This window comes from Actinomyces urinae, from assembly GCF_900119695.1.
In the GTDB taxonomy this organism is placed as follows: domain Bacteria; phylum Actinomycetota; class Actinomycetes; order Actinomycetales; family Actinomycetaceae; genus Gleimia; species Gleimia urinae.
The window spans coordinates 1371083-1394851 of sequence record NZ_LT632547.1; the positions used below are offsets into that span (position 1 = coordinate 1371083).

At 56.1% G+C, this 23769-nt stretch carries 22 protein-coding genes and 2 tRNA genes; 18 read left to right on the forward strand and 6 right to left on the reverse strand.

Annotation, left to right across the window (positions count from 1 at the left end; translation table 11 throughout):
- The first annotated feature begins 53 nt into the window (after nucleotides 1-53).
- The 4 genes from tadA (at nucleotide 54) to BQ7114_RS07590 (ending at nucleotide 3567) form a co-directional block, all read left to right on the forward strand.
- A complete protein-coding gene (gene tadA, locus BQ7114_RS07580; RefSeq protein WP_230206005.1) occupies nucleotides 54-692 on the forward strand; it encodes a tRNA adenosine(34) deaminase TadA in 639 nt (212 codons plus the stop codon).
- Nucleotides 693-717: 25 nt separating this feature from the next.
- Nucleotides 718-803: transfer RNA gene (locus tag BQ7114_RS07585), tRNA-Ser, on the forward strand.
- 101 nt (nucleotides 804-904) lie between these two features.
- On the forward strand, nucleotides 905-1054 hold the full coding sequence (locus BQ7114_RS08920; RefSeq protein WP_154665479.1) for a hypothetical protein: 150 nt from the start codon (nucleotides 905-907) through the stop codon (nucleotides 1052-1054).
- 152 nt (nucleotides 1055-1206) lie between these two features.
- Entirely contained in the window at nucleotides 1207-3567 is a 2361-nt protein-coding gene (locus tag BQ7114_RS07590; RefSeq protein WP_072343980.1) for a glycogen/starch/alpha-glucan phosphorylase, read from the forward strand.
- Between the two features lie 86 nt (nucleotides 3568-3653).
- Here BQ7114_RS07590 and BQ7114_RS07595 read toward each other — a convergent pair whose 3' ends face one another.
- From BQ7114_RS07595 to BQ7114_RS07610, 4 genes are all read right to left on the reverse strand, one after another.
- A complete protein-coding gene (locus tag BQ7114_RS07595) occupies nucleotides 3654-4538 on the reverse strand; it encodes an NAD(P)-dependent oxidoreductase (protein WP_072343983.1) in 885 nt (294 codons plus the stop codon).
- A gap of 27 nt (nucleotides 4539-4565) precedes the next feature.
- Nucleotides 4566-5999: a four-carbon acid sugar kinase family protein gene (locus BQ7114_RS07600; protein WP_072343986.1), complete on the reverse strand. Its 1434-nt coding sequence runs from the start codon at nucleotides 5997-5999 to the stop codon at nucleotides 4566-4568.
- Nucleotides 6000-6203: 204 nt separating this feature from the next.
- Complete coding sequence (locus BQ7114_RS07605) at nucleotides 6204-6899, reverse strand: FadR/GntR family transcriptional regulator (RefSeq protein ID WP_072343989.1); 696 nt, start codon at nucleotides 6897-6899, stop codon at nucleotides 6204-6206.
- 158 nt (nucleotides 6900-7057) lie between these two features.
- Entirely contained in the window at nucleotides 7058-7249 is a 192-nt protein-coding gene (locus BQ7114_RS07610) for a PspC domain-containing protein (RefSeq protein WP_070619194.1), read from the reverse strand.
- A 211-nt stretch (nucleotides 7250-7460) separates the two neighbouring features.
- Here BQ7114_RS07610 and BQ7114_RS07615 point away from each other — a divergent pair, with 211 nt between their 5' ends.
- Nucleotides 7461-8219: an ABC transporter ATP-binding protein gene (locus BQ7114_RS07615; protein ID WP_072343992.1), complete on the forward strand. Its 759-nt coding sequence runs from the start codon at nucleotides 7461-7463 to the stop codon at nucleotides 8217-8219.
- Nucleotides 8216-10729, forward strand: coding sequence for an ABC transporter permease (locus BQ7114_RS07620; RefSeq protein WP_072343995.1), 2514 nt, complete (start codon nucleotides 8216-8218; stop codon nucleotides 10727-10729). The genes BQ7114_RS07615 and BQ7114_RS07620 overlap by 4 nt, the downstream gene beginning before the upstream one ends.
- Before the next feature lie 80 nt (nucleotides 10730-10809).
- On the opposite strand, the gene BQ7114_RS07625 is transcribed toward BQ7114_RS07620, so the two are convergent.
- Complete coding sequence (locus BQ7114_RS07625; RefSeq protein WP_072345012.1) at nucleotides 10810-11439, reverse strand: superoxide dismutase; 630 nt, start codon at nucleotides 11437-11439, stop codon at nucleotides 10810-10812.
- A gap of 244 nt (nucleotides 11440-11683) precedes the next feature.
- Here BQ7114_RS07625 and BQ7114_RS07630 point away from each other — a divergent pair, with 244 nt between their 5' ends.
- The 11 genes from BQ7114_RS07630 (at nucleotide 11684) to BQ7114_RS07680 (ending at nucleotide 23101) form a co-directional block, all read left to right on the forward strand.
- The gene (locus BQ7114_RS07630; RefSeq protein WP_072343998.1) at nucleotides 11684-13192 is read left to right on the forward strand and encodes a DUF7059 domain-containing protein; all 1509 of its coding nucleotides are present in this window, start codon (nucleotides 11684-11686) and stop codon (nucleotides 13190-13192) included.
- Between the two features lie 131 nt (nucleotides 13193-13323).
- Complete coding sequence (gene topA, locus BQ7114_RS07635) at nucleotides 13324-16056, forward strand: type I DNA topoisomerase (RefSeq protein ID WP_072344001.1); 2733 nt, start codon at nucleotides 13324-13326, stop codon at nucleotides 16054-16056.
- A gap of 63 nt (nucleotides 16057-16119) precedes the next feature.
- Nucleotides 16120-16782 (forward strand): dTMP kinase, encoded by a 663-nt coding sequence (tmk, locus tag BQ7114_RS07640; RefSeq protein WP_072344004.1) that lies wholly within the window; start codon nucleotides 16120-16122, stop codon nucleotides 16780-16782.
- Complete coding sequence (locus BQ7114_RS07645; RefSeq protein ID WP_072344007.1) at nucleotides 16779-17960, forward strand: DNA polymerase III subunit delta'; 1182 nt, start codon at nucleotides 16779-16781, stop codon at nucleotides 17958-17960. Before tmk ends, BQ7114_RS07645 begins: the two co-directional genes overlap by 4 nt.
- A gap of 7 nt (nucleotides 17961-17967) precedes the next feature.
- Nucleotides 17968-19527: an alpha/beta hydrolase gene (locus BQ7114_RS07650; RefSeq protein WP_072344010.1), complete on the forward strand. Its 1560-nt coding sequence runs from the start codon at nucleotides 17968-17970 to the stop codon at nucleotides 19525-19527.
- A gap of 172 nt (nucleotides 19528-19699) precedes the next feature.
- Nucleotides 19700-19772: transfer RNA gene (locus BQ7114_RS07655), tRNA-Thr, on the forward strand.
- Between the two features lie 379 nt (nucleotides 19773-20151).
- Entirely contained in the window at nucleotides 20152-20427 is a 276-nt protein-coding gene (locus BQ7114_RS07660) for a hypothetical protein (RefSeq protein WP_072344013.1), read from the forward strand.
- 37 nt (nucleotides 20428-20464) lie between these two features.
- Nucleotides 20465-20683: a hypothetical protein gene (locus tag BQ7114_RS07665; protein WP_143236831.1), complete on the forward strand. Its 219-nt coding sequence runs from the start codon at nucleotides 20465-20467 to the stop codon at nucleotides 20681-20683.
- Entirely contained in the window at nucleotides 20680-20964 is a 285-nt protein-coding gene (locus BQ7114_RS07670; RefSeq protein ID WP_072344019.1) for a hypothetical protein, read from the forward strand. Before BQ7114_RS07665 ends, BQ7114_RS07670 begins: the two co-directional genes overlap by 4 nt.
- Nucleotides 20961-22037 carry a helix-turn-helix domain-containing protein gene (locus BQ7114_RS07675; RefSeq protein ID WP_072344022.1) on the forward strand — a complete coding sequence of 359 codons (1077 nt, stop codon included), beginning with the start codon at nucleotides 20961-20963 and terminating at the stop codon, nucleotides 22035-22037. The genes BQ7114_RS07670 and BQ7114_RS07675 overlap by 4 nt, the downstream gene beginning before the upstream one ends.
- A complete protein-coding gene (locus tag BQ7114_RS07680; protein WP_072344025.1) occupies nucleotides 22034-23101 on the forward strand; it encodes a helix-turn-helix domain-containing protein in 1068 nt (355 codons plus the stop codon). The genes BQ7114_RS07675 and BQ7114_RS07680 overlap by 4 nt, the downstream gene beginning before the upstream one ends.
- Nucleotides 23102-23169: 68 nt before the next feature.
- Here BQ7114_RS07680 and BQ7114_RS08875 read toward each other — a convergent pair whose 3' ends face one another.
- Nucleotides 23170-23442 (reverse strand): hypothetical protein, encoded by a 273-nt coding sequence (locus tag BQ7114_RS08875; RefSeq protein ID WP_102218131.1) that lies wholly within the window; start codon nucleotides 23440-23442, stop codon nucleotides 23170-23172.
- 35 nt (nucleotides 23443-23477) lie between these two features.
- Between BQ7114_RS08875 and BQ7114_RS09040 the strand changes: the two genes are divergently transcribed.
- Nucleotides 23478-23769, forward strand: a 292-nt coding sequence (locus tag BQ7114_RS09040; protein ID WP_230206006.1) for a hypothetical protein, incomplete at its 3' end; no start/stop codon positions are given.

Sequence of the window (23769 nt, forward strand, 5' to 3'; positions counted from 1 at the left end):
GGAAGTTAATCTTTGCGGCATGGTTTGAAAATAGTTCGCTAAAATCTAGCATTATGGCTGATCATTCATTTCCGAGTCGGGTAGAGATACACGGCACCCAAAATCTCAAAGCACACCTTGCTAAAGCCGAACAACAGGCCCTGACTAAGGCTCAGCTGGCCAAGCAAGAGGCGCGAGCCGAGGCTCTGAGTGCACGCGGGGAGTGCAGGACCCCGCCCGCGCCCTCGGAAATGAAATCCATCTACGAAAACGCTATGAGTCGCGCCCTCTACCTGGCTGATCGCGCGCGAGCCGCGGGAGACGTGCCCGTTGGGGCCGTTGTGATCGACGAATGGGGAACGATCCTGGGGGAGGGGTGGAACACCCGAGAAGCGGAATCCGATCCTGCCGGCCACGCCGAAATCAGTGCGCTACGCGATGCCGCGAAACTCCGCGGCACGTGGAGGTTAGATGACCTCACCCTCGTTGTCACTCTTGAGCCGTGCACAATGTGTGCCGGGGCTATAGTGAACGCGCGCGTAAAACGTCTAGTTATGGGCGCGTGGGATCCAAAAGCAGGGGCTGCAGGATCAATTCGAGACGTGGTTCGCGACTCGCGTCTCAACCATCAGGTGGAGGTAATTCCCGAGATTTTGCGCACGGAATGCGAAATTCAACTCCGCGGGTTTTTCTCAACGCGCCGCACCATGTAGTATGAGGGCCGGATGAAAGTCCAAAGGTAGCGTGTCCGAGCGGCCGAAGGTGCAGCACTCGAAATGCTGTGTGGTTAATAGCCACCGTGGGTTCAAATCCCACCGCTACCGCTGAATGAAATCTCGCGACATGTGTTCTGCATATGCCGCGAGATTTTTGTGTTTTAGCTTTGATCGTCCCGCTGATCTGCTGTAGCCGTGAAATAGAATAGGTGGAACAAGCACAACGCAGAAGAGAAGCGGCCCCCATGTTCGCCTACTCACTGATGCTTGCACCGGCGTGGATTCTCATCATCATTGTTCGGTTATTTATCGACATATTCATTAACAGCGGTGACATTCCAGGCCCGTACAATGAGTGAGCACTTCTTACGAGTGTTTTTGAGCACAGAACGGGACTTTATCCCATTGGAGAATTCGAGCAATGGGCGCCATCTCGATAAACTAGCGACGATGTTCAAGCTCGTTTGGCTGAAACGGTTTGGCGAGTCTGCTCACTTTGGAAGGATAACGAATGACCGACTTTACGACGGCATCCGCTGGAGCGGTTCGCGCCGTCTCTGGAAGGCCCCCGGCAGTTTCAACTCCGATGGAGTTCTGGCAAGGACTATCCGCATCAGTGGTAGACCAGATTGCTGACAACTGGTACGCAACCAAAGAGCTCTACCGCAAGGGCAGGCGCCAGCACTACTTCTCCGCTGAGTTTCTCATGGGCCGCGCCCTCCTTAACAACCTCCTCAACCTTGGCCTGGTAGATCAGGCCGAAGAGGCTGCAAAAGCATTTGGTCAAGATCTGTCGCAGATCCTCGAAGAGGAACCCGACGCTGCCCTCGGAAACGGTGGCCTTGGACGTCTAGCAGCATGCTTCCTGGATTCTTGTGCAACCCAGGACCTCCCCGCAGTTGGTTACGGCATCCTCTACCGCTACGGACTTTTCAAGCAAGAGTTCCGCAATGGTTTCCAGACCGAGCACCCCGACTCCTGGATGGAAGAGGGATACCCGCTGGTCATTCGCCATGAGGAAGAGATGCGTATCGTTGACTACGCCGACCTCAAGGTAAGGGCTGTTCCATACGATATGCCGATCACCGGCTATGGCACGAAGAACGTTGGCACGCTCCGCCTATGGAAGGCCGAGCCGATGGAAGAGTTTGACTACGACGCGTTCAACTCGCAGCGCTTCACCGACGCTATCGTGGACCGCGAGCGCACGCACGACATTTCTCGCGTGCTCTACCCGAATGACACCACGTATGAAGGCAAGGTGCTGCGCGTACGCCAGCAGTACTTCTTCGTCTCTGCTTCGCTACAGGAAATCGTTGAGAACCACCTGGAAGTGCACGGCACGTTTGAGAGCTTTGCACAGTACAACTCGGTGCAGCTGAACGATACGCACCCGGTGCTCGCCATTCCAGAGCTTATGCGCCTGCTGATGGACGAGCATGGCCTCGGTTGGGTGGAAGCTTGGAAGATTGTTTCTAAGACATTCGCCTACACTAACCACACTGTCCTTGCTGAAGCGTTGGAGACTTGGGAGATCTCGATTTTTGATCGCCTGTTCCCGCGCATCATGGAGATCGTTTGGGAGATTGATCGTCGCTTCCGTATGGAGATGAAGGAGCTCGGCCTGGATGACGGTCGAATCAACTACATGGCTCCCGTATCTAACGGTGTTGTCCACATGGCGTGGATTGCGTGCTACGCGTCCTACTCCATTAACGGCGTTGCGGCCCTCCACACGGAGATCATCAAGCGGGAAACGCTTGGCGAATGGCACGACATTTGGCCGGAGAAGTTCAACAACAAGACCAATGGTGTAACGCCGCGCCGCTGGCTGAACCAGTGCAACCCGCGCCTCGCCGCCCTCCTCACTGAAGTGACTGGCGGAGACGAGTGGGTGCGTGACCTCGATGTGCTGAAGAAGTACGTTGACGCCGGCAATGACGAAATCTACGACCGTCTGAACGAAATCAAGCACGCAAATAAGATTGATTTCGCGAAGTGGATCAAGAACCGTCAGGGTATCGACATTGATCCGGACGCGATCTTTGACGTGCAGATCAAGCGCCTCCACGAGTACAAACGTCAGTTGCTGAACATCATGTACGTGCTTGACCTGTACTTCCGTCTAAAGAATGACCCGAAGGCAGATATTCCGCCGCGCGTATTCATTTTTGGCGCTAAGGCGGCTCCCGGTTACGTGCGCGCTAAGGCAATCATCAAGCTGATCAACGAAGTTGGTCGCCTGGTCAACAACGATCCTGAAGCTTCTAAGGTCTTGAAGGTTGTATTCGTTGAAAACTACAACGTTTCGCCCGCTGAGAAGATCATCCCGGCAGCAGACGTTTCAGAGCAGATTTCTACCGCAGGTAAGGAGGCGTCCGGCACCTCGAACATGAAGTTCATGATGAACGGCGCTCTGACCCTCGGCACGCTCGACGGTGCAAATGTGGAGATCGTGGATTCGGTTGGCTACGACAATGCTTACATCTTTGGTGCGCGTGAGGAGGAGCTCCCCGAGCTTCGTCGCACTTACGACCCGCGCCACCAGTATGAGAGCGTTCCGGGCTTGCGCCGCGTGCTCGACGCATTCACCGACGGCACTTTGGACGACGGTGGCACCGGAATGTTCCACGATCTGCGCTGGTCCCTTCTCAACACGAACGGATATGAGCCGGCCGACATGTACTACCTGCTCGGCGACTTTGAGGATTACCGTAAGGTGCGCGACCAGATGGCTAACGACTACGCGGACCGCAAGAAGTGGGCGGCGATGACTTGGAAGAATATCACCGAGTCCGGTCGCTTCTCTTCTGACCGCACCATCCGCGACTACGCGAACGAAGTGTGGAAGATCGAACCAACCAAGATCTAACACGCGAAAATAGTTTAGGCTCTCAACCCAACGGTTGAGAGCCTAAACTATTTAGATTTCAACGAAGAAACATTCGAGCTAACGTGTTAAGTCTGCGGTGCCACCACGCGGATTACAGACGAGTCATCTTTTGCGGCCATGCCCTGAGCAACCCCGATGAGGTATTCCTGCTGCGCCGCTGCCGCCACCGGAACGGCCAAACCTACTGATTTAGCGGCATCCGTTACGATTCCCATGTCCTTCACAAAAATATCGAGGCGCGATTTAACTTCAACGTCCTCTTCTTCGTATGCCCGCAGCATCCGCTCGCCGCGGTCTCCGAGCATAAACGATGCTGCCGCGCCTGACATGAGAGCATGGAGTGCCTGGGGGACATCAAGCTCAAGCTTTCGCGCCAGCGCGAGTGCCTCACCAGCCGCTGCGATATGAACGCCGCAGAGTAGCTGGTTTACAGTCTTCATGGCCTGACCCTTGCCGGCCTCGTCTCCGACTTTAACGAGAGTTCCAGCCATCTCTTCAAGTACCGGTAGTGCCCTCTCGTATACCTCGGGCACCGCGCCGACAACTACCAGAAGATCTCCCTCACCTGCGCGCACCGGGCCGCCTGACACGGGAGCATCGACCAAACCGATACCCTTTTGTGAAAGGGGTTCCTGGGCATTAGAGGCGACGTCGACACCGACAGTTGAAGTCAAGATGATGGTGGCGCCCTCGTTGAGCACCGCTACCACGCCATCCTCGCCGTAAAGAGCGTTGTCAAGCTGAGCCTGATTGCGGACAGCTAATACAACGAAATCCGCTCCATTGGCCGCCTCGCGTGCCGATGAAAACGTGGCGATACCGGCATCTGCAGCAAGTGCGGTTCGCTCTGCAACGGGGTCGAAACCGGTAACCGTAAACGTTTTGCTCAGGTTAGTGGCGATGGGCAGGCCCATAGCGCCAAGTCCCAAAACAGCGATTTTCTTAGACAATTTTGATCTCCTTTGATCCTTAGAAGATTAGTTTGAAAGTTTTTCCACGACGACGGCCAGTGAAGTTTCGTTGCCCACATTGCCTGCGAAAACGATGTAAGGAATGCCGCGAGCAGGTTCGTTCTGTCCACTCCAAAGTGAAACAATTCCGGGAAGCATGGGGCCAATAACGGTTGCGCGTCTGATGCCCAATCCCTTCGAAGCCACGTCGGATGAAGTGATTCCACCTTTAGCAATCACGAATCGAGGAGTGGCACGCCCAACGATTCCTCGCACAACATCGACAACAGCTGCAGATACCCGCCGGGAGATTTCAAGTGACGAAGCACCATCGTTACCTCGCACCAGTTTGCGTGACGTGCGAACAACTACATGACCGTTTTCCAAGCCGGAGATTGCGCTATTTACGATGGCTTCGATATGAGAATCTCTGGCGTTAGCATCGAGAACTTCATGAACGTCGATCTCATACTCTTCCAGTTCAACGTTGTCGCGCAAATAGTTCAACTGACGAGTGGTTAGATCTACGTGGCTTCCGATAACGATCAGCCCGCCTGGCACAGTGCTTCGTCCCTGTCGGGATTCTTCCACCTCTTTTGTTGTAAGCGGGGACTTAGGATCTTGTCCGATGCGGGCCCTAACAAATGGGGGGCCAACTCGGTATATGAAGCTTGAACCGGACGCCTCCGCACGATTCAACGCAAGTGAAAGTAGCCGCAGGTCATCTTCAGTGACTGAATCACAAATTATCGGCTGCCTGTTTTTTGCGCTCCGCAACTTCTCGACCACGGCGTTCAGATCGGTTCGGAGTGTAGTCAAATCGATCGCAATGACCTCGCTGGTCTTTGTGGCTCCGCCCGTCTTTTCTTCAATCCATTCGGCTAAGGAAGAGGAGTTAAAACCAAACGTTGCGTCTTTGGCGAACTCGGTTTCACCTACGGGTGTGAAACCGTTAGCTTCAGAGCCTGCATAGTGGATCCCGTCAACCGTGATCCGGCCGGCATCGGCGAACGCGGGAAGGACAATGATACCGTCAACGTCGCGCCCCGTCTGTTTTTTCATCGCGTCAGCAAGAGTGTTTGGTTCAAGGGGGAAGTGGCCGCGTAGCGTTGAATCGGAGCGAGAGACGAAAGTGATCCTCAGGCCATCGTGTTTCTTGATTGCCTTGTAAGCGGACTCGACTACTTCTCGATTTATCTGCTCCGCATCTTCAGGAGAGAGGGAACGGGAGTTTGTCATAACGTAAATCGCGGGTTTGCCCGTACTGAATCCCCATTCGAGATCTTCGGGATCCCAGGACGTGAGCACAGGCAAGTCGGAAACAGACTGCGTGCCGGTAGGGTCGTCGTCGAGCACCACGAGGATGGGCGGCGAAGTCCGAGCGTTCTCCTCACGCACTCGTTGCGCGTCGACGTTTACAGCGGGCGGATGTGCCGCAGTTAGTTCAGCTAGCGTCTTCATGCAACAACTCCTTTGTTGAAACCCTAGAGACCTTAGACGTCAGAGGTCTAAGACAATTTAAGAATAGGATCACCCGATTCAGGTGTCAAGGTTTCAATAGTGGGGCTTAACCAGTGCAAGCAAAGGGACGCATTGCCATCCGACCGTAACAGGCGTGAAAGCAGCAGTCGGGTGCAAACAAGCGCTTTTGGGGCCTCTTACTGGTTAATCAGACAAGTGTGTCTCAATGTCAGAACTCGTCTGAGTCATGTGAGCTCGCATCGCATCCTTCGCCCTTTGCACATCGGATTGTTCGATGGCCTCCAAAATCTCAAAATGATGATGCCTAGCCCGCTTGCGAATCTGGGGAACAGAGGTCGTGAGAAGCCGAGAATCATGGAGCGCGGTAGAAAGTGGGGTCATGATCGAAGCTAGGAAAGGGTTTTTTGAGGCGCTTAAGATGGCTTGATGGAACTCGAGGTCGGCGCGAGTAGCAGCCTCGATATCGCCCTGCTCGCTGGCGGCATCATACTCAGCTAGTTTTTGTCGCAAGTGCTCTATATCGGTATCAACGCGGCGTTCTGCAGCTAAACCGCATGCGCCAACCTCTAGCATTCGACGAACTTCCGAAAGGTACATTCCCAGCTCTTTTGGAGACGACGTTTGCGAGATCCACCAAATAATCGAGCTGAGGTCCGTCCACTTGGCCGGATCAACTACAAACGTTCCACGGCCGTGCACCACGTTTACTACACCACGCTCAGTAAGTGTTCGCACAGCCTCCCGCATCGTTGGACGCGCAACTTGCAACCACTCCGCAAGCTCAATCTCAGGAGGGAGGGCTTCACCAACTTTGAACTTCTTTGAAACGATTGCGTCAAGAATCATCGTTGTCGCTCGTTGGACGCGGTCGCTAGGCATGAATAGTTACCTCAGTGAAGAATGGGTTATTGCCCAATTAAACAACGAAATGAACCAAGATATCTAATCTTACGCTAGAACGCGCATCAGCTGATCGTAAAACAAGGGTGCGGAACTCTGGAAGAGCCCCACACCCTTGTAGGCGAAACGAAGGGATGTCAGTACGCAGGTTCAAGCGGGACGATCGCCCACAAAATCAGATATACAAGCAGGCCCGAACCCATGCCTAGAATTAGCAGTAGCGCAACAATTCGTACAAGGGTGGGATCCCAGTTGTAAGTCCTAGCAAGGCCACCGCACACGCCACCGATGTAGCGGTCCGTGCGCGAACGGTAAAGACGTGGTGCCATGATTTCCTCCAACCACTAGGTTTTTCGTACTTCCATTATGGAATTAGGCGGATTGTAAAACTATCGGGGATCACCCTGATTTTTAACCACGATTCCGCAGATATAGACGGCTTCGTCACTCAGGGATAAACCAGGGTGTTACCGGATAACGCGAAAACTTGGCTGTCGATAGTTTGGAAACAACGATTTAAACCTATCGAAAGAGGAAGCAATGTCCGCCCACACAATGCCGGTTGCAAGGCACGCAAGTAGCCAACGCACGCCGATCGTACAGTTACGTTCCGTTACAAAAATCTATGGTCGAGACGACACTCGCGTGGTAGCCCTCGACAACGTGGACCTCGACATTTTTGAGGGCGAGTTCACCTCAATCATGGGGCCATCCGGGTCCGGAAAATCGACGCTCCTGCACTCGTTGGCCGGCCTTGATTCAGTAACACGCGGCACTGTTACCATCGCCGGGCGAGAGATCACCAGCATGAACGACCGCGTACTAACCCACTTCAGGCGCGACAACATCGGCTTCGTCTTCCAAGCCTTTAACCTCGTTCCCACAATCGATGCGCAGGCAAACCTCACCCTTCCTATGCGGCTTGCCGGCAAGCGCGTTGACAAACAGTGGATGAGCCAAATCGTGCGCAACCTACAGCTCGAAGACCGTCTCACGCACAAACCTCACGAGCTTTCCGGCGGCCAGCAACAACGCCTCGCTGTTGCCCGCGCACTCCTGTCCCGCCCAGCCGTCCTCGTAGCAGACGAGCCAACCGGCAACCTCGACTCCGCCGCCTCCGCCGAAGTTCTCAACATGCTTCGCAGCGCCGTAGACCACCTCGGACAAACCGTAATCATGGTCACCCACGACGTGAACGCAGCCTCAATCGCGGACCGCACGTTGGTTGTAAGAGACGGGCGCATCGTTGCCGACATCGCGCAGCCCACGCCCGAAAAGATTGGAGACGTGACCCGGTGAAAGGCTTACTATCCGCAAACATGAAGTCGCACGGTTCGCGCTACCGGGCGACAGTAATAGCCGTGGCGCTCGCGGTAGCGTTCATACTCACCGCATTCGGACTAGCTGGTGCGCTCCAGTATTCTGCCAAAGTTTCAGTCGCATCGAATGTACTAGGCGCTGACGGAATCATAAGTGACGTCGTGTACCAGGACCTTGATGACTCCGTGCAAAATCCGACGGACAAAATCTGGGAACACCTCAAAAACGATCCAAAAGTTCACGGCGAACCAATATATGTCGGCATTGAAGAAGTGACCGTTCCCGGCGGGGCCGATAGCGGTTTTCTCAGAATCGCGCAGGTGCGACCCGAACCGTTTGGAAACCCGAAACTAGCCGAAGGTAAGCTACCAGCCGCATCAGATGAAGTGGTGCTTCCCGAGTTCGTTAAAGCCAACCTGTCCGTGAAAGTGGGCAGCAAGGTCAAAATGACTGGGATAGACCGCGAGTTCAAGATTTCCGGCTTCACTGAAGTGGAGAACGGGATTAACTCGGCGCCAAGCATCCTGTATGCCGCCGGCCAAATCCCGAAGCTGTATGAAGATCGCTATGTGTCCGAGGTTGTCTTCAATGTTGATGGCAAGAAGGGTGATGCTGCAGTTGAATACGTACGCGCAGAAGCCCACAAAATCCTGCCAGATTTGGATACCGAGGAGACTGTCCTATCCTCTGAAGAATATGTTGAAAAGCAGATGGAGGACATCGCGGAGGGCATGCCTGCCGTGCTTGCGGTAGTCCTGGTTTTCCCTGGTATTGCAGCCGTTACCGCTATCATCGTTATCTCAACTACCTTCCAGGTGATGTTGGCGCAGCGGAAGCGAGAACTTGCTCTTCTGCGAGCTATTGGCGCGGATGCCCGGCAGATTCGCGGCCTCATGATCAAAGAAAACCTGATTGTTGGTCTGCTGGCCTCAATCGCGGGCCTGTTGCTTGGTGCGGTTAGTTCAACGCTTCTAAACAAGTTCACAAAAATTGTTCCTGAGTGGGCTGACGCGTTCTTGGCTATCCCGCTCTGGGGCTATGCTTCAGCCCTAGCGATTGGCGTACTCATAACCCTTATTGCAGGTATTCGCCCGGCATTCCAAGCAGGAAACCTTTCGCCAATGGTCGCTCTAGAGCCGGTTGATAGTGCTGCCGTGCAGAAGAACAAGCGGCTCACCCGCCTGATCTTCGGCATCGTAATCACGGGTATCGGCCTTGCGTGCATCACCATTGCCACCGTGAGCCCCGACTTCGGAAAAGAAGCGGCTCAGTTTGGCCTCGCATTCCTCGGCGGCGTAGTCAGCTTCATCGGTGCGCTCATGCTTCTGACCTGGCTGGTTCCATACATTACGCGAGGCATTGGGAAGCTCATTGGCAAGAACAGTGTTACCTTCCAAATGGCCGGTGAAAACACGTGGCGTAACCCCGCCCGCACCGGAGCTACCGGAACTGCCCTCGTTCTTGGAATCACGCTGGTGACCATGATGATCGTGGGTGCAAAATCGGTGGAAACCTCCGTTTTGACGGAGATTGACGAGAAGCGTCCGATTGATCTGATTGTCAGTACTGAAGATAATCGCCCTTTGACGGATGCGGAAATCACGGCCATTAACAAGACTGAGAATGTTACCCAGGTTGCAGTTACCAAGGCTCTTCGAGTTCCGGCCGGTGACGAGGCTGATCCTATGGGCAACGGCTATATGCAGATCAACGAGGCCGCAGACCTCTCGAAGGTTGCTCACACTGATGTTGCCACGCCACCTGAAGGCACCGTTGCGGTGGACGGATGGCTGTACGACCCGGATGAAGGAACAAAACAGTTCAGCGCGGGCGACAAGTCAATGACGTTTGCCGTGCAGGCTGCTCGCACCCCGAACTACACGCTATCGTCGAAAGATTTCGAGGCGGTGCGTGCAATGTACGGCGAGGAGGCAGTGGACTCGTCCGTGGCATTTGTGAGGATAAAAGACGGGCTTTCCATCTCGCAGGTGCTGGAGACGAGGAACAACCTCATGGACAAAGTCCAGGCTCCGCAAGTAGGAGGTAGCGCCCTAGAGCGTGCGGCAATGGTTTTGGCAATCAAATCAATGCTGATCGCAACCGTTGTCATGCTGGCCGTATCGGTATTGGTGGCGCTTGTGGGCGTTACCAACACGCTCGCCCTGTCCGTGGTTGAACGCCGACGTGAGAATGCGATGGTGCGAGCACTTGGTATGACCAAGGGCGATCTGCGTCGCATGATCACCTGGGAGACCGTGCTGATTGCGGGCGTTGCCACCGTCGTGGGCGTGGCCATGGGAATCGGCTATGGGGCGCTTGGCCTGCACGCGCTTCCCATTGGTGAGGCTACTCGCCACCTGGTTATCCCGTGGGATCAAGTGGCAGTTGCTGCTTTGATCTCGTTCCTAGCGGCCCTGTTGGCGTCGATTATGCCGGCTCGCTTGGCCGCAAAGGCGTCCCCGGTAGAAGCCCTCGCCGATGTCGGCTAGAAGACCGCTACTTAGGTAGAGTTTCAGCCCCGCTCCAAATCACGGAGCGGGGCTGAAATGAGTTTTGCCAGGCGGTTAACTTAGGCGTTAACTACCAGCAGGTCACCGAACTTGGCGCGGGCGTTGTCGAAGCGCTTCGCAACGTCCTCCCAGTTAACGACGTTCCACCAGGCCTTCACGTAGTCAGCCTTCACGTTCTTGTAATCCAGGTAGAAGGCGTGCTCCCACATGTCGAGCATGAGGAGGGGTACAACGCCTACCGGGATGTTGCCCTGCTGATCGGTCAGCTGGTAGGTGACCAGGCGGCCCGAAATCGTGTCATATGCGAGGATTCCCCAGCCCGAGCCCTGCAGGCCAAGTGCTGCGGCGGCAAACTGTGCCTGGAACTTCTCGAAGGAGCCGAAGTACTCGTCAATAGCGGCTGCGAGTTCACCCTCTGGGCGGCCCTGACCGTTTGGCGTCATGTTCTTCCAAAAGACCGAGTGGTTTGCGTGGCCGCCAAGATTGAAGGCCAGGTTCTTTTCCCACAGGTTGATTGCGGCAAAGTCACCGTTTTCGCGTGCCTCTTCAAGCTTTTCGAGGGCGGTGTTTGCGCCACCTACGTAGTTTGCGTGGTGCTTGGAGTGGTGTAGCTCCATGATCTGCGCCGAGATGTGCGGCTCAAGAGCCGCGTAATCGTAATCAAGTTCTGGCAGGGTGTAGACAGCCATGTTCAACTCCTTGGTTAAGGTCGGTGTCAACTTCGATAACTGCATCGGATTTCCCGTTGCGACACTTCGACTCTACCGAAGGCTGTAGTGCCTCGCATGCCGGTGAGACCTATATCTCCGGCGCGTAATCCTACAAGCGAAGGTGGGTTTATTTGCAAATTAGCGTTCGTTTCGTTGATATATTGCGCTTTTATGGAAGAATGATTGAGGCTCATTACATGACATTAAGGTTGAGTAAATAAATATGCCCGCTCTATTACTTGAACCAGATTTGATCCGCCGTTTACGAAAAGATCTACTTGCCGCACGATTTTTTGTAGATGATGTGAATGCCTTATTTGGCGAGGTTGCAGCTAACGCTCTGCTGCGAAACGAGCGGGTGCCGGCGTTGCTGGCGGCTCGCGGCGGACAGGGTGATTTGAGCGTATTGGCGCGGTTGTTTGTGCTTTGGGATGAGGTTTCCACCGCTGAGGTGGCTAGGGCACTGCCAACGGTGGGCGTGGATGGTTTGGTGCGTTTGGGCCTTGTGGAAGAACGCGAGGAGAAGGTGCGCGGCCTTGTTCAGTTGCAGCCGCATGAGGCGGTGACGAGCCAGGCCGAGTTCAACTGGTGGATAGCGTCGGACCTAGGCGAGGGGCTGACTGGTACGGCGCCGCGTCGCGATCATGTGCTGGGAATAGGCGGCGCTACGCGCGCGCTCTTGCAGCTGACGCCGCGCGATCGAGTGGACAGCGTACTGGATTTAGGAACGGGTTGCGGCGTGTTGGCAATGTACGCAGCGACGCATGCAAACCGCGTGGTGGCAACGGATTTGTCGGGCCGGGCGCTTGATTTTGCGCGCTTCAATTTCGCGTTGAACGAGCTGGACATTGAGGCTCGTGAAGGCTCCCTCTATGACCCGGTGGAGGGCGAGCAGTTCGATCTGATCATGTCTAACCCTCCGTTTGTTATCACCCCGGATTCGCTACGCAGCGCCGGTCTTGTGGAATATCGCGACGGTGGTCGCAAGGGCGATGATTTGATGAAAGAGGTGGTTACGGGCGCGGCGGATCATCTGAAGTCGGGCGGACGCGCTCTGCTACTAGGAAACTGGGAGATCTCGGGGCAGTGGGATAGCCATCCGCGGGCGTGGCTTGAAGCGGCGGGTTTGAATGGCTGGGTGGTGCAGCGTGAACAGTTGGATCCGGCTCAGTATGTGGAAATGTGGATGCGTGATAATGGTGCGCGCCTGGCGATGAGCCCCGCTGAGTATGAGGAGGCCTTTGCCCTGTGGATTGCAGATTTTGAGCGTCGCGGTGTGCAGGCCGTGGGGTTGGGCATGGTAGCGCTGGAGCGCGGCCCAGAAACCCCCTCAATTGTCTGTGAACAGGTGGTGACTTCGCAGAGCGCTTCGGGCGACTACATTGGCAGCGCAATGAGCGAAATATTCCGATTTGAGATAGCGCCAAAAACCTCTGAAAATGCTGTGTTTGTGCGGGAAAGTGATGTGCGCGAGGAACGCCATTACGAACCGGGAGCCACGGACCCGCAGGTGATTGTCGCAACGCAGGGAGGCGGGTTTGGCAGGCGAATTCAGTTGAACTCGTGGATGGCGGCCGCGTTGGGGGCGTGTGATGGGGAGCTGGCGATTGGCCAGATCATTTCGGCCCTGCACGTGCTAACGGATGAGGATAGAGATGTAATCTCTAAGCATGTGTACAGCCAGCTTGGGTTGCTTGTGCGGGCTGGTATGTTGAAACGGGTGGCAACCTGAGACGCGGTTTGCGTGTTTTTCTGGTTGGCGTCTGTGATAGGACTTGTGCAAAAGTTGTTTAACAACCGGCGTTTCGGGTTCGACTTTAGGGAATGATCCGTATCCGCTCGTAGCGGAAGGAAGAGGAAAAAGTGGCGGGTAACAAACTCGTTATTGTGGAGTCTCCAGCCAAGGCGAAGACGATTGCTAACTATCTTGGCCCTGACTTTACTGTCTTAGCCTCGGTTGGGCATATTCGTGATTTGCCGCAACCTTCGGAGCTTCCTGCGGATAAGAAGAAGGGGTCGCTCGGTAAGTTCGCCGTGGACGTCGAACACGATTTTGTGCCCTATTACATGGTGAACCCGGATAAGAAGAAAACGGTTACGCAGTTGCGCCGCGCGCTTAAAGAGGCCGACGAACTCTATCTCGCAACGGATGAGGACCGCGAGGGTGAGGCCATCGCGTGGCATCTTTTGGAGGTTTTGAAGCCGAAGGTGCCGGTTAAGCGCATGGTGTTCAACGAGATCACGAAGGACGCGGTGACGGCGGCGCTTGAAAATACGCGCGATATTGATTCGCGTTTGGTTGATGCGCAGGAGACGCGCCGAATTCTTGACCGGCTGGTTGGCTATGAGGTTTCCCCGGTGCTTTGGCGCAAGGTGAACCGCGGGCTCTCGGCGGGCCGCGTGCAGTCTGTGGCTACGCGCCTGGTGGTTGATCGTGAGCGCGAGCGGATGGCTCACGTTGCCGCTAATTATTGGGATATCGAGGCCGAGTTTGAGGCCGACAGCAAGTTCACCGCCCGGGTTAGTCAGGTGGATGGGCTACGCGTGGCGCAGGGCCGTGATTTTGGTGATGACGGTCAGCTGAAGAAGCCGCTTGAGGTTTTGCATTTGAACGAGGACGCGGCGAAGGCGCTCGCGGATGTGGTTTCCGGCTTGGGTGCGGGCGGCGCGAAGGTTTTGTCGGTTGAGCAAAAGCCTTATAAGAGGCGTCCGGCTGCTCCGTTTACAACCTCGACGTTGCAGCAGGAGGCGGGCCGTAAGCTGCGTTGGAATTCGCGCGACACGATGCGAACCGCCCAGTCGTTGTACGAAAACGGTTACATCACGTACATGCGTACGGATTCTACGGCGCTGTCGAAGGAGGCTATTTCGGCGGCGCGGGCCCAGGCGCGCGAGATGTTTGGGGCGGATTCGGTGCCGTCATCCGCGCGGGTTTATGCGAAGAAGGCAAAGGGTGCGCAGGAGGCGCATGAGGCTATCCGTCCGGCGGGTAATCATTTCCGCACGCCTGCTGAGCTTGCAACGAAGCTAAGTTCGGCGCAGCTTGCCCTCTACGATTTGATTTGGAAGCGCACGTTGGCGTCGCAGATGACGGACGCTACGGGTACTACGGATACGCTCCGGATTGGGATGCGCACGCCTTCGATGAACGAGGTGGGCCCGCTCGCGTCTGGGGAGCATGATGTGATCGCTTCGGTTTCGGGCACGGTAATAACGCATCGCGGTTTCTTGGCGGCATATGAGGAGGGCCGGGACGCGGAACGCTATGCGGATAAGCAGTCCGGCGATCAGCGTCTGCCGAAGTTGGGCGAGGGCGCGCAGGTTGACGTTGTGAGTGCCACCGCTGAGGGGCACGAAACTACGCCGCCGCCGCGTTATACGGAAGCCTCGCTGGTCCGGGCGATGGAGGAGCGCGGGATCGGCCGCCCGTCTACGTATGCGGCAACGATTTCGGTGATTACGGATCGCGGTTATGTGACGAAGCGCGGGCAGGCGTTGGTTCCATCTTGGTTGGCGTTCTCGGTTACGAGGTTGCTTGAGAAGCATTTTGGCAATCTTGTGGATTATGATTTCACAGCTTCAATGGAGCAGGATCTGGACCATATTGCGGCCGGGGATCAAAACGCGGTGGCTTGGCTGAAGTCGTTCTACCTGGGTGAGGGGGACGACGCGCCGAAGGTTTCGGCTGATGGCAATGGGCTCCGCCACCAGGTTGAGTCGCTTGGAGATATTGATGCGCGGGCGGTGAACTCGCTCGATTTGGGCGGGGGAGTGACGGTGCGTGTGGGGCGTTACGGTCCCTATTTGGAACGCGAGGACGAGGCGCGCGCAAATATTCCGAGCGACGTCGCCCCTGACGAACTAACGCCGAATAAGGTTGCGGAGCTATTCAAGGAAGCTGAAAATGACGGCCGCGTGCTGGGTATGAATCCGGAGAATGGCCGTGACATTGTGGCAATGAATGGCCGTTTTGGCCCCTACGTTTCCGAGGTTATTAGCGAGGAGGAGCAGGCCGGCTCGAAGAAGAAGATTAAGCCGGCTACGGCCTCCCTGTTTAAGTCGATGGATTTGGCAACTGTGTCGCTTGATCAGGCTCTGAAGCTTCTGTCTTTGCCGCGCGAGATTGGCAAGGATGAAGAGGGTACACCTATTACCGCGCAGAATGGCCGGTACGGGCCGTATATTAAACGAGGCGCTGATTCGCGTTCTTTGGAGAGCGAGGAGCAGATTTTCTCGCTCAGCCTCGAGGATGCGTTGGCGCTACTTGCACAGCCGAAGACGCGGGGCCGCAGGGCAGCGAAGCCGCCTTTGCGTGAGTTTGGGCTAGACCCGGTTTCGCAAAAGAAGGTGACGGTTAAGGATGGCCGTTGGGGCCCGTACATTACGGACGGTACTACCAACATTTCGGTGCCCAGTAGTGAAAGTGTTGAGGGGCTTTCCGAAGAGCGCGCTTTTGAGCTTCTAGCGGAAAAGCGGTCGAAGGGGCCGGCAAAACGGCCTACGCGTAAAACGACTACGAAGAAGAAAACCACAAGAAAGACAACTGCGAAGAAGCCTGCTGCAAAGAAAACCGCAGCGAAGAAGGCCTCTGAGTAGTAGTAAGCGCGGCCGGGTGGGCGGATTTAATAATTTGTCCTACCCTCATGCGAGGATAATCATATGAGTTCAACTGATACCTACCCCGGCTTGTTCATTACGTTCGAGGGCGGCGATTCCTGCGGTAAATCCACACAGATCGCGCTAACCAAGCAGTGGCTTGAGGAGCGTGGGGTTGCCCCGTTGCTTACGCGCGAGCCGGGTGGCACCGAGCTGGGCGAGAAGCTCCGCGAGCTCATTATTCATGGCCCGGATGACATGGATCCGCACACGGAGGCCCTGCTGTATTCGGCGCAGCGCGCCTATCACATGGAAACGAAGGTGCGCCCGGCATTGCTTCGCGGCGAGGTGGTGTTGCAAGACCGTTACTTGGATTCGTCCGTGGCATATCAGGGTGCTGCGCGTGCGCTGGGCGTGGATGAGATTTTGCAGTTGAATCTGTGGGCAGTCAGGGGATTGTTGCCGGACGTGACGATCTTGTTGGATCTAGATCCCGAGGTTGCGTTTGCGCGCCGCACGGGCGAGCCCGACAGGTTGGAGAGGGAGCCAAACTCGTTCCAGCATCGCGTTCGCGAGCAGTACTACGAGCTGTCTAAAACCTATTCGGACCGCTACCGCGTGATTGATGCTTCTGGCGATATTGAGAGCGTGCAACAGCAGATTCGCCGGGCTTTGGAGCCGCTAGTTGAAGAGCATTTGCGCGCAAACAAAGTTGGCAACGCGTGAGTGTTTGGGATGATCTTGTAGGCCAGGCCCGCGCCGTCGAGGCGCTACAGGCCGCGGCAAGGCGTGCTCGCGACATAGTAGAGCATCCTGAAAACACTGAGAATGCTCGGGCAATGACGCACTCGTGGCTAATCACGGGCCCTCCGGGGTCGGGGCGTTCAAGTGTGGCCAGGGCGTTTGCGGCAGCGTTGCAGTGCACGGGCGAAGAGGTAGGGTGCGGCACTTGCCCAGGTTGCACCTCGACGTTGGCCCGTTCAAATGGTGATGTGACGGATGTTGAGACCAGCTCGGTGATCATCCCGATCGAGCAAATCCGTGACCTTGTGTATCAATCTCAGTCCGCGCCTTCGCGGGGTCGCTGGCGCGTAATCCTCATTGAGGATGCGGATCGCATGATGGAGCGCGGGGCAAACACACTGCTTAAGGCGATTGAAGAGCCGCCCGAGCGCACGGTTTGGTTGCTGTGTACTCCGAGCCTGGAAGACATGATCACCACGATTCGTTCGCGGTGTAGGCATTTGGCGCTTCGCATCCCGCCGGCAGGTGATGTGGCGCAGCTTCTTACGGATAAGTACGGGGTAACTCCGGAGCGGGCGGCTGCTGCCGCGCGCTTGGCGCAGTCCCACATTGGTCGAGCGAAGGGCTTGGCTAGTGATGATACGAAGATCCGCGAATACCAAGAGATCATGGATTTGGCGCTGAGTGCCACGTCGATTGGTGAGGCCGTGTTGAACGCGGAAACTCTGATGGCGCGTGCCACGGAGATTGAAACGAAGCGGCAAGAAGTGGCGTTCGAAGTCGAGGAGGCTGAACTTCGCCGCGCATTGGGAATAGGTGAGGGAGAGTCGATTCCAGCTCACATGCGTTATCACTTTAAGAACTTGAAGGAAGAGCAAAAGCGTCAGGCAACGCGTATGCAACGCGACGCGCTTGACAGAGTTCTGCTTGATTTGCTGGCGTTCTTTAGAGATCTGCTGGCGGGGCAGTTGGGCGCTGAAGTGGGGCAAATTAGCGTGGGCTTGGATGACGTACTTCGCGATCGGGCGCAAAAACTGAATGTCCATGCAACGTTGGAATCCATTGGCCATGTGGAACGTAGCCGGCAGTTGTTACAAACGAATACGAAACCGCTCCTGATCATGGAAGCCCTGTTAGCGGCACTGGTGCCAGGAAGGTAGAGGAAGCGTGAAGAATGTGAAGCTCCTGGCAACAGTTGGCGCGGTAACGCTCCTGTTGTCGGCGTGTTCTACTACGCCGCAGGCGCAGGTGCCGGAGGAAACAGTTCAGATAGAGGCTCCCGAGCCGGCACTTCAAACTTTTTACGATCAGCGCGCCGACTGGCAAAACTGCGATGGTGACGCGTCCGTAATGGACTTCACGGATGGCCGCGCTGCAGAAAAAGAGTTTAAGTGTGCGAAAGTCACCGTGCCCGTCGAATATGAGAATCCGAGCAATGGCACCATCGAGTTGCAACTGGTGAAGTACTCAAAGTCTGCAGGCGCTAAGCCGCTTGTGTTCAATCCGGGTGGGCCTGGAGGCAGCGCGGTGTCGGCACTACCAAGCATGGTGGATTACACGTTCACCGAGAAGCTGATGGCAGGCTACGACATCGTTGCAGTTGATCCGAGGGGCGTTGGCCTGTCTGCTCCCGTGCGTTGTCTAACCGCGGAAGAAACTGACGAGTTCAGGGCTGAGGATACTCCCGCAACGGTGGAGGAAATCCGCGACGCGTCTCGCAAACTGGGCGAGGTATGCTTGGAGAAATCGCCAGAAATGGCCAGACACTCTGACTCTGAATCTGCAATGCGTGACATGGATATAGTTCGCGCAGCGCTCGGGCAGGAAAAGCTTGACTACATGGGTTTTTCGTACGGCACGTTCCTTGGAGCCCTGTATGCGGATACGTTCCCACAACAAGTCGGGCGTTTTGTGCTCGATGGGGCGCTTGACCCGTCAATCCCAGTGGACGAGGTCGCGGAAGGTCAGGCCTCCGGGTTTGAAAACATTCTTGCGTTCTGGCTAGATGCGGGCTCAAAGAAGGGGCAGATTCCGCTCAAGGGCAATACGGATCAGATGAAAGAGCAACTAGGTGAGTGGTTGGAGACTTTGGAGGACGAGCCGCTACCTACCGCCGATCCGAATCGCCCGCTCACCAAGGCGTTGGCAACGTCTGCCATCCTCGCCCTCATGTATGACGATTCGACTTGGAACGTAGCTTGGGCGGGCCTGTCGCAGGCAATGGGCCAAAAAGATGGTTCCATCTTGTTGCAGGTTGCTGACCTGTATGCGGATAGGCAGGATGACGGGTCTTATAAGACCAACTCGTTTGACGCGTTCACGGTGATTAATTCCTTGGATTACAAGGCTTTGGATGACGAGCAAATGCAGATGTATGCGGACCGGATCTTGCGCAATTCGCCGTTGCTGGGTGAGGGGTTCATCTACTCTTCTGCGTCTATTGAAGGATGGCCGGTTGAGTCGCGTGACACTCGCCGAGAGGTGAAGGCAAGCGGCGCGGCTCCGATTTTGGTTATTGGCACTACGTTTGACCCGGCAACCCCGTACTACTGGGCGGAGAGTCTAGCGAAGCAGTTGGAGTCTGGTCACCTGCTCAAGGTGGAGGGGCTAAAGCACACGGCCTACTCGCGTAGAGCGGGCAACTGTGTGACGGATTCGGTTGACGAGTTCATGCTGACCGGCCAGTTGCCTGATGAGGGTAAATCCTGCCAGCTGCCCAAGCAATGACAGGTAGCTGTGCGTTACCGGCTGAATGCTCCGGACAAAGGCTAAGCACGCGCGGATTGGTTCGCGCTATCTGCGGTAGCAGCAAGGTTGCTGAGCCGGTTGCATATCACAGTGTGCGGTTTGGCGGTGCGGGCGTTCATTCGCTAGAGTAAGGCTCGTGCCTTATGGCGTTGCCGCCTTAGCTCAGTCGGCAGAGCGATTCACTCGTAATGAATAGGTCGTGGGTTCGATTCCCACAGGCGGCTCTGAGCTGGCCCCCGCGAAAGCGGGGGTTTTCGCGTATCCGGGGACAAAAGGTGCTGGCACCCAGTTGCCATCCGCTCCCTTTGCTGGCATTAGGTCGTTAGGCGTTAGCCCGTAGCTTGTGGCGATCACAAGCAATTCTTCAGCAGACCACTTTGCGTACCCGTGCAATCTACGTGAAATGTTTTGACCGGTCACGCCTAGAAGGTTCCCTAAGTCGCTCCGTGTTTCGTTGTACAGGAACATGTACTGAGCAATCGTCATTCCAATCGCTCTGTCGAAATTAATTACTTCATCGGCCATGTCCCTAGTGTATCAAATGAGCGAAATGTGCACAAGTAACACATTGACAATCATGTACACGGTTTGTAAGTTGTGTACATGAACGAAAAACGCACACATGAGTTAAGCAAAGATCAGTTGCTCACGGGGCGTGAGGCGGCTGCGCAGCTACGAGATGTCTCTTATGCAAAGTTAATGCGCTGGGCGCGTGAACGCAGAGTTCCCTATGTTGAGAACCGGGCGGGTCGCAAAATGTTTCGCGTTGAGGATGTTGAGGCTCTAAATACCTATACGTTCGTTCCCGCGCGCGATGACGATTTCCTCTTGTCGGAAGATCAAGTACTGCCTGGGTTTGGTGAGTCTGGTGAGTGCTGAGGCTGTTCAGTGGGCTTGGCGGGTTGAGTGTCGCCGGTTGAGTGACAAGTTGGTTTTGCTTCGTTTGGCGTGGAAGGCGGATAGCGAGGGTACTGTCCGTGTTGATCCGGCGTTGGTGTCGGGCGTGACGGGGTTGAGCTTGTCGCGTGTGGAAGCGTCTATTTCGTCTTTGGAGCGTGCGGGTCTTATTGAGGCGCGCCGCTGGTCTGATTCGGGCTGCTGGTCCGCCCGCTTGCTGTTGGGAGGCGCGCTGTGAGTGTTGAAGCTGTCGAGTGGGCGTTTGGTTTAACCGACGGTCTTAGTGTGCTCGACAAGATGGTTTTGTTGTCTTTGGCTGATGATGCCGGCGAGGACGGCTGGGTGTTGTTGCGCTCGCTAGAGCGTCCAGCTCGCCGGTCGCGTTCAAGTGTTCATGATGTGAAAGATGTTTTGATCCACCTTCAAAAGCTCGGGCTTATCAAGATGGATAGCTCGGATATTGAAGCGGAGCATTTCCCCACGTTGTGTCAGGTGATGGTGGGGAGTGATGCGGTGTGAGTTTCAGGGCTGTTGCTTGGGCGTTTGATCGGATTAAGGGTCTTGGTCAGGGCGAGAAACTTGTGTTGTTGGCGTTGGCGGAGTTCGCTAATGACGAGGATGAGACGTGGCGCTCTCGCGAGGAGATCGCTAAACGTGCGGAGTGTTCTTTGCGTAGTGTGGCTTCGCACTTAAAGACGCTGGATGAGTATGGGCTTGTCTCTCGCGTCCCACGCTATTCGTGGTGTGGTGATCGGTCGGGTGCGTGCGCGGATAAGCCTGCGCATAAGCACCGGTCGGGAACGACTTACCGACTTCACCTGGAGGTCGAGGGTGACTTCGCTGAGTCCACAGATGCAAATCTTGCACGTGTGGACTTTTCGGCAGAATGTAGCGGTTGCGGCCACACATGCAAATCTTGCACGTGTGGAGACGATAAGGGTTCCACACATGCAAAACCGGGTAGTCCACACATGCAACGGGTTGCACCCATATGTACATATAACCCCCAATTAAACCACCAAACCAAACCAACGCGTGCGCGCGAGGAAGCGCCGGTAGTGCATGAGGTTGAGTCTTTTGGTTCGGTTGGGTCCGGTGTGGATGCCGAGATTGATTCTTTGCCGCTAGAGGCGGATGCGGAGTTGATCGCGCAGTGTCTGCCGCCGTTCATGCGGGCGATGGATGCTGATGGCGCGGTCGCGGTCACGCGCGCTTTGCGTGATTGTTTGGACGCGGGTTGGCAGCCAGAGCAGATTCGCGCGGTGATGGATCAAGCGTTGCCTCCCAATGTTGGCCGCTTGTCGCGCCTAGTGTGTTACAGGCTGCGAGAGAACGTGCTTAAGGGCGAGCCGCCAGTGCGTAGTGCGGATGAGGACGCGGGTGTGCGCCGTGAGCGTGAGCGCGAGGCGTTGCGCTTGCGGCAACAGCGCAGTGAGGCCCTTGCGGGCCAGGGCGCGGATGCGGATGTTGATCCGTTGTGGGAGCAGGCTTGGAGTCAGACGGTTTCTGAGAATCCGCAGGCTTCTCGCGTGGAGCAGTTGCGCCTGGCGCAGGCTCGTCACGCGGTGTTGCTTGGCGGTGAGTCGGCATGAGCGTGTCGTGGCCGGTGTGGGCGCGTGGCGTGAAGGGTTTAACCCCGTCGCAGTCGCTGGTCTTGTTTGAGCTTGCCCGTTTGGCAGATGCGCGCGGGGTGGCTATTTGCGCGGTGGATCACCTGGCGACGGTTGTGGGCATGACGCGTCGTAGCGTGTTTCGCGCACTAGCCGGGCTGGAACAGCGCGGCGTGCTGTCTCGAAAAATGCGCTATCGGGGCGGCAAGCAGGCTTCCTCAAGGTTCGTTTTGCACGGGGTACCCGGTCCTAGCCAAGCTCTTGCCAGTGATGATGCTGGCGCGGCTGGGGTAGTGCTTGAAGCGGGCGTTGAGGCCCACGAGAGCGCTGTGGCTCTGCCGATTTCGGATAATGAGGGTCTGCGAAGAACGCTTGAGCAGGCCGCGTCTGAGGGTTGGCGCGGAGCGGCAGCACAGTGTTTGGCGGCGACGCTACACGCGGTGGGTCCGCGCCAGTTCTCTAGCGCGATTTCAAAGGGCATGCAGTTTTCGCGCATGTCTTATACCGAAGCGGCTTCTGATACGTGCTCGATTGCGTGGGAGGTGGCAACTACTTGCACCGAACAGCTTATTGAGGCTACTAGCCCTTGGGCGGTGTGGACCACGATTGTGAACCGGCGCTGTTTCACCCGTGATGATGTTTCTGGCGTGGAGGACTTGGTAGAACCGTCAATGATGCCCGAGGCGGGCTTGCGTCCTGGAATGGGCCAGGAGGGCGATGTGTGGGTGTCGGTAGATGATTTCGATGGCCCACTTGGCCGCATGGTTGAGGCCCTGATCGGCGCGGGCATGAGCGAAACACTGGCGTGGGCGGGAACGCTTCGCATAGCCGAACTGGCGGTGAGTGATGCTTCAAGGCGGCACCGGGCAGCTAGTGTTGATCCGCGTTTATCTGATCTTGGTGTTACCCCGGATGCGGGTAGGGCGTGGATGACGATGTTAGTTGGCTCTCGCCGTGGTGTTAAGGGTAGTATTTTAGAGGCTGATGATGAATCATTAGCTTTAGCGGCTCGCGAGGTGGTTGAGGCTCTTGCCCCCGCAGCCTAATAAACGTGACGCACATCACCATATAGCATGCGAGCAGGGTGACAATATGTCACTCTGCTTTTTGGTTTTTATAGTGGTTTGAATTCGTCGTTGATTTGTTGGATGACTTCTTCGTAGTTGGTGTCTTGTCCTACTTCCACACTGTTTGTGGCTACGGTGATGAGGATGCGGTAGAAGATTCTGATTTTGTTTGGGTCAAAGCCGTATTGGTAGGCAAGTTTTATCCCTTCGGATTTGGCTACCGCGTAGTCGTGGGCGATGAAGTATCTACTTCCGGCTTGGTCAGGGGTTTTGCCTTCAAAGGTGACGATGTATTCGTTGTGGTGTTCTAGTTGTTGCATTTTGTTTATTGGTCTCCGCTTAGTAGATGGTGATGGTGCCCGAGTTTGTTAGTCCGTCGCAGCTGGTGGTCCACGATTGTGTGCCTAGTGGGATGCCGGTAACGGTGGCGTATGCGGTGCCAGGTATTGAGGTGCTGGCCGCTCCGCCTCGCCCGCCGATGCTTATGCTGCATGTGGCGCTTCCACTGCCAGACAGACTGATTGAGAAGTGCGCGGCCCCGCCGCCACTGGTGTTTACTGAGGTGTTCATCGATGTCACTCCAGCAGGAGCTGGGGCAGGCGCTGGCGCGGGCGCAGGTTGCGGGGCGGGAGCCGGGGCTGGCGCTG

Bases quoted from the DNA above. Each gene is read 5' to 3' on its own strand.
- BQ7114_RS07630 (WP_072343998.1), top strand. From the start codon at position 11,684: ATGCCCGCTCTATTACTTGAACCAGATTTGATCCGCCGTTTACGAAAA.
- BQ7114_RS07610 (WP_070619194.1), bottom strand. From the start codon at position 7,249: ATGGCACCACGTCTTTACCGTTCGCGCACGGACCGCTACATCGGTGGC.
- BQ7114_RS07660 (WP_072344013.1), top strand. From the start codon at position 20,152: ATGAACGAAAAACGCACACATGAGTTAAGCAAAGATCAGTTGCTCACG.
- BQ7114_RS07680 (WP_072344025.1), top strand. From the start codon at position 22,034: ATGAGCGTGTCGTGGCCGGTGTGGGCGCGTGGCGTGAAGGGTTTAACC.
- tadA (WP_230206005.1), top strand. From the start codon at position 54: ATGGCTGATCATTCATTTCCGAGTCGGGTAGAGATACACGGCACCCAA.
- BQ7114_RS07605 (WP_072343989.1), bottom strand. From the start codon at position 6,899: ATGCCTAGCGACCGCGTCCAACGAGCGACAACGATGATTCTTGACGCA.
- BQ7114_RS07615 (WP_072343992.1), top strand. From the start codon at position 7,461: ATGTCCGCCCACACAATGCCGGTTGCAAGGCACGCAAGTAGCCAACGC.
- BQ7114_RS07590 (WP_072343980.1), top strand. From the start codon at position 1,207: ATGACCGACTTTACGACGGCATCCGCTGGAGCGGTTCGCGCCGTCTCT.
- tmk (WP_072344004.1), top strand. From the start codon at position 16,120: ATGAGTTCAACTGATACCTACCCCGGCTTGTTCATTACGTTCGAGGGC.
- BQ7114_RS07625 (WP_072345012.1), bottom strand. From the start codon at position 11,439: ATGGCTGTCTACACCCTGCCAGAACTTGATTACGATTACGCGGCTCTT.
- BQ7114_RS08875 (WP_102218131.1), bottom strand. From the start codon at position 23,442: ATGCAACAACTAGAACACCACAACGAATACATCGTCACCTTTGAAGGC.
- BQ7114_RS07600 (WP_072343986.1), bottom strand. From the start codon at position 5,999: ATGAAGACGCTAGCTGAACTAACTGCGGCACATCCGCCCGCTGTAAAC.